Raw genomic sequence first — 5425 nt, forward strand, 5'->3', positions numbered from 1 at the left:
AGGCCGAAGCGGAACGTCTGGAAGCCGAACGCCTCGCCGCCGAACAGGCCGAAGCGGAACGCCTGGAAGCCGAACGCCTCGCCGCCGAGCAGGTCGAAGCGGAGCGTGTGGAAGCCGAACGCGTCGCGGCCGAGCAAGCCGAAGCGGAACGTCTGGAAGCCGAACGCCTCGCGGCCGAGAAGGCCGAAGCGGAACGTCTGGAAGCCGAACGCGCCGCTGCCGAGCAAGCCGAAGCGGAGCGTCTGGAAGCCGAACGCGTCGCGGCCGAGCAGGCTGAAGCAGAACGTGCCGAAGCCGAACGCCTGGAAGCCGAGCGTCTGGCCGAAGAGGAGCGCCTGGAGTACGAGCGCCTGGAGGCGCAGTACGCCGCCGAGGCCGAAGCCGAACGTCTGGCGGCCGAACGTGCTGAAGCCGAGCGCCTGGAAGCCGAGCGCGTTGCTGCCGAACAGGCCGAAACCGAGCGCCTGGAAGCCGAACGCCGCGCCGCCGAGCAGGCCGAAGCGGAACGCCTGGAAGCCGAACGCCTCGCGGCCGAGCAGGCCGAAACCGAGCGCCTGGAAGCCGAACGCCTCGCCGCCGAGCAAGCCGAAACCGAGCGCCTGGAGGCCGAACGCCTCGCCGCCGAACAAGCCGAAGCCGGGCGCCTGGAAGCCGAACGCCTCGCCGCCGAACAGGCCGAAGCCGAACGCCTGGAATACGAACGCCTCGAAGCCGATTACGCCGCCGAGCGCCTGGCCCGGGAGCACAGCGAGGAACCGGCGAACTTCGACGGCATGCGCGTGGACGCGCAGCCGGCCGATACCGCCGCCAACGACGAAGCCGAACCCGCGGCCGCCGCGACCGGCGCTGCCGTGGCCGGCTCCAACATCGCCGGCGTGTCCGCCGCGCTGGCCGCCGCGTTCGCCAAGGCCGCCAACGCCGATCCGGATCCGGACGAAGCGCTGGACCTGAGCGAGCTCGATCCCGAACTGGTCGACATCTTCGTCGAAGAAGGCGGCGACCTGCTCGACCATTCCGACGGCCTGCTCGCGCAGCTGCGCGAAACGCCGGGCGAGCGCGAGTTGCTGGTCGGCATGCAGCGCGACCTGCACACCCTCAAGGGCGGCGCGCGCATGGCCGGCATCATGGCCGTGGGCGAGCTCGGCCACGTCATGGAATCGCTGCTGGAAGCGGTGGTCGACCACCGCACCGAACTGGGCCGCGACAGCGTCGCCCTGCTCGAGCGCGGCTTCGACCGCCTGCACGCGATGGTCACCCGGGTCGGCCAGCGCAAGGCCATCGCCATGCCGACCGAGCTGATCGCGATGTTCGACGCGCGCTCGCGCGGCGAACTCACGATCGACGCCGGCGACACCGCCGCCGCGACGGCCGCGCCCGCGCAACCCGAAGTCGACGAGAACGGCCTCAAGCCGCTGTCGGCGCCGATCCTCGAGCAGCCGCTGGGCGAAGACGACGACATCGGCGTGCGCGCGCCGCAGGAACAGGTGCGCATCCGCGCCGACCTGCTCGACCGTCTGGTCAACTACGCCGGCGAGGTCGCGATCTACCGCGCCCGCCTGGAGCAGCAGCTGGGCGCGTTCCGCGGCGCGATCGCGGAAATGGCCCAGACCAACCTGCGCATGCGCGACCAGCTGCGCCGCCTGGAAATCGAGACCGAAGCGCAGATCATCGCGCGCTACCAGCGCGAAGGCGACTCGGCCGAGCATTCCTTCGACCCGCTGGAACTCGACCGTTTCTCGACCCTGCAGCAGCTCTCGCGCGCGCTGGCCGAATCGGCCGCCGACCAGAACAGCCTGCAGATCACCCTCGACGATCTGACCCGCCAGTACGAAACCCTGCTGCTGCAGCAGTCGCGCGTGAGCTCGGAGCTGCAGGAAGGCCTCATGCGCACGCGCATGGTGCCGTTCGATACGCTGCTGCCGCGCCTGCGCCGCGTGGTCCGCCAGGCCTCGAGCGAACTGGGCAAGCAGGTCGCGCTGAAGCTGGAAGGCACCCAGGGCGAACTCGACCGCAACGTTCTGGAGCGCATGACCGCGCCGCTGGAACACATGCTGCGCAACGCGGTCGCGCACGGCCTGGAAACCCCGGCCAAGCGCCGCGCCTCGGGCAAGGGCGACGAAGGCACGGTGCGCATCGCGGTGCGCCGCGAAGGTTCGGAAGTGGTGCTGGAAGTCGCCGACGACGGCGCCGGCCTGGACCGCGCGGCGATCCGCCGCCGCGGCGAAGAGCGCGGGCTGGTGCGCAGCGACGCGGTGCTGTCCGATTCCGACCTGGACATGCTGATCCTGGAGCCGGGCTTCTCTACCGCCGACGAGGTCAGCCGCCTGGCCGGCCGCGGCGTCGGCATGGACGTGGTCGCCAGCGAAGTGCGCCAGCTCGGCGGCGCGCTCGACATCCAGTCCACGCCCGGCCAGGGCGTGCGCTTCACCCTGCGCCTGCCGCAGACGCTCGCGGTCACCCAGGCGGTGTTCGTGCGCATCGGCGACACCACCTTCGCCGTGCCGATCGCCTCGGTGCGCGGCGTCGGCCGCCTGTCGCGCGACCTGCTCGACCAGGGCGACGTGGCCTACCGCTACGGCGGCGAGGACTACCACGTCCACGACCTCGGCGTGCTGGTCGGCCACGCGCCGGCCAAGGCCGAAGGCCAGTTGCAGATGCCGCTGCTGCTGATCCGCTCGGGCGACCTGCGCGCGGCGGTGTCGGTGGACCAGGTCATCGGCAACCGCGAAATCGTGGTCAAGCCGGTCGGTCCGCAGATCGCGTCGGTGCCGGGCATCTTCGGCGCGACCATCATGGGCGACGGCCGCGTGGTGGTGATCCTCGACGTCGCCCCGCTGGTGCGCCGCCGCACCGCGCAGCTGCTGGACTTCGCCCAGAGCGCGCCGCCGCCGACGATGCAGATGGAAGCGCGCAAGGTGCCGCTGGTGATGGTGGTCGACGACTCGGTCACGATGCGCAAGGTCACCGGCCGCGTGCTGGAGCGACACAATTTCGAAGTCGCCACGGCGAAGGACGGCATCGACGCGCTGGAGCGCATGGCCGAGCGTGTGCCCGACCTGATGCTGCTCGACATCGAGATGCCGCGCATGGACGGTTACGAATTGGCCACCCAGATGAAGGCCGATCCGATCCTGCGCCATGTGCCGATCGTGATGATCACCTCGCGCAGCGGCGAGAAGCACCGCCAGCGCGCGTTCGAGATCGGCGTCGAACGCTATCTCGGCAAGCCTTACCAGGAGCCGGAATTGATCCGCAACGTATTCGAATTGCTGGGAATCGCGCGTCCCCATGTCTGACGGCGATCGTCGTGTAGTGTTGCTGGCGCGCGCGGGCGTGGCCTGCGAGCGCCTGCGCGGAGCGCTGGCCGAGGCCGGCGCGCAGTTGGTGCTGGAAGGCGATCCGACCGTGCTCGATCCCAAGGCGCTGGACGCGGCCGATCCCGACGTGGTCGTGGTCGTGCTCGATCCGGCCTCCGAGGACGCGCTGGACCGGTTCGAGAACCTGCTGGTCGATCCGTCGATCGAAGTGATCTTCGAGGAGGCCGAGCTGGCCGCCGCGCGCGAAGGCTGGGATGCGGCGCGCTGGGCGCGCCACCTCAGCGCCAAGCTGCATCGCCACGACGACGTGCTGCCGCCGGGCCGCGAGCCCGAGCCGCAGGCGCCGCCGACCTTGCAGGCCGACGGTTTCCACAAGCCGGTCCACGAAGGGTCGCCGCTGGCGCAGGAGCCGGTGGCAGGCGACAACGTGCTGGCGTTCGCGCGTCCGGGCGCGGCCGAGCCCGCCGCGCCTGCCGTTCCCGCGCAGCCGTCCGCGCACGACGCCGCGGCCGATGCCGGCGACTACACCCTCGACTTCGCCGCCGAGGCCGAAGCGCCCGAAGCCGGCCAGGATCTGAGCTTCATCGACCTCGAGGCGACCGGCGACATCGCCGCCGCGGCCGAAACCCTGGATGCGGGCGAGCTCGACCGCGCCGGCCTCGATTCGATCGGCCTGGACGCGCCGGCCGTCGCGCCGCAGCGCACCGACGCGTCCCATCCCGCCTTCGACGCCGCTGCCTTCGACGCCGCCGACTTCGGCGAGATCGAGGAAATCGAAGCCGTCGAAGCGCTGCCGGCCTACGACGAGACCGAAGCAGAACTGCCGCCGGCGCCCGCGCCGCACGTCAGCTTCGATCCGGTCTCGGCCGAGGCGCCGGCCGATCCGCTGTCGTTCGGCGGCGAATCGCTGGGCGAGCTCGACCGCGTCGCGCCGATCGGTTCGGCCGGCGATCGCGTGCTGACGCAGCCGCCGCAACTGCCCGACGAGGCGCGCGAGTTCTTCGCCCGCCAGGCCCTGGGCCTGGAGCCGGAAGCGCCGCAGCCGCGCGGCGGCGACGATTTCGATTTCTCCAACCTGAGCCTGGAAGCCGAGGATTACTCGAACCAGGTTCCCGGCGAAGCGCGCCCCTACGACGCGCAGGCCCACGACTGGCAGGCCGACGGCGACGCCGCCGCGCTGCCGCCGCTCGACGAGGCCGGCCTCGGCGACCTGGAAATGTGGCGCGCGCCGGCACCGGGCCAGGTGCGCGAACTGGTCGACCTCGACGCCGCGTTCGCGACCCGCGAGCCCGACGCCCCGCACGACGCGCCGCACGACGCCGACGCAGGCCGCGCGCCCGCGCCGCCGCCGGTCCCGCAGTTCGACCCCACGCAGTTCGAAACCACCCTGGATTTCGCCAGCGACGAAGCCGCCCCGCTGCAGCCCAAGGCGCAAGCGCCGGCGGCGCCGTCGGTGCCGGACTGGTCGTTCGCCGACGAAACCAGCCTGGTCGAGGCCGCGACCGGCCAGAGCGGCGCGCACGCGCCGCCGCCGCCGCGCCACGACCTGGAAGACATCGAGCGCCGCATCTCCAGCCTGGAACTGGTCGAAGACGCGCCGGCCGCCGCCGCGGCCGGCGGTCGCGGCGGCGCCGTGCTGGTGCTAGCCGGCATCGGCGGCCCGGACGCCGTGCGCCAGCTGCTCGGCGCGCTGCCGGAGAACTTCGACCGTCCGGTGCTGGTGCAACAGCGCCTGGACGGCGGCCGCTACGACAAGCTGGTCGCGCAGATGCAGCGCGCCACCCCGGTGCTGGTGAAGCTGGCCGAAGCCGGCGCGCGCACCATCGAGGGCGTGATCTACATCCTGCCGGCGGGGCTGGGCATCGAGGTGTCCGACAGCGGCATCCAGTTCGCCGAGGGCGCCGACGTGTTGTCCGCGCTGCCCGCCGGCGACAGCGCGGTGCTGCTGTTCAGCGGCGCCGAAGCGGCGCAGGTGGACGAAGCGATGGCCCTGGCCGCGCAGGGCGCGCTGGTCGCCGGACAATCGCCGGACGGCTGCTACGACGCCGCCGCGGCCAGCGCCGCGATCGCGCGCGGCGCGCTCGGCGGGCAGCCGGCGGACCTGGCCG

General features: G+C 72.2%; 2 protein-coding genes. Both read left to right on the top strand.

The window, feature by feature from the left end:
* Nucleotides 1-3296 (top strand): response regulator (locus tag A7A76_RS26715; protein ID WP_206412039.1); only part of this gene is annotated, 3296 nt, incomplete at its 5' end.
* Nucleotides 3289-5425: chemotaxis protein CheB (locus A7A76_RS15575; protein WP_206412040.1), on the top strand; the 2137-nt coding region annotated here is incomplete at its 3' end. The genes A7A76_RS26715 and A7A76_RS15575, both read left to right, overlap by 8 nt.

The sequence above is a fragment of the Lysobacter enzymogenes genome (genome assembly GCF_017168095.1).
Taxonomy (GTDB): Bacteria; Pseudomonadota; Gammaproteobacteria; order Xanthomonadales; family Xanthomonadaceae; genus Lysobacter; species Lysobacter enzymogenes_D.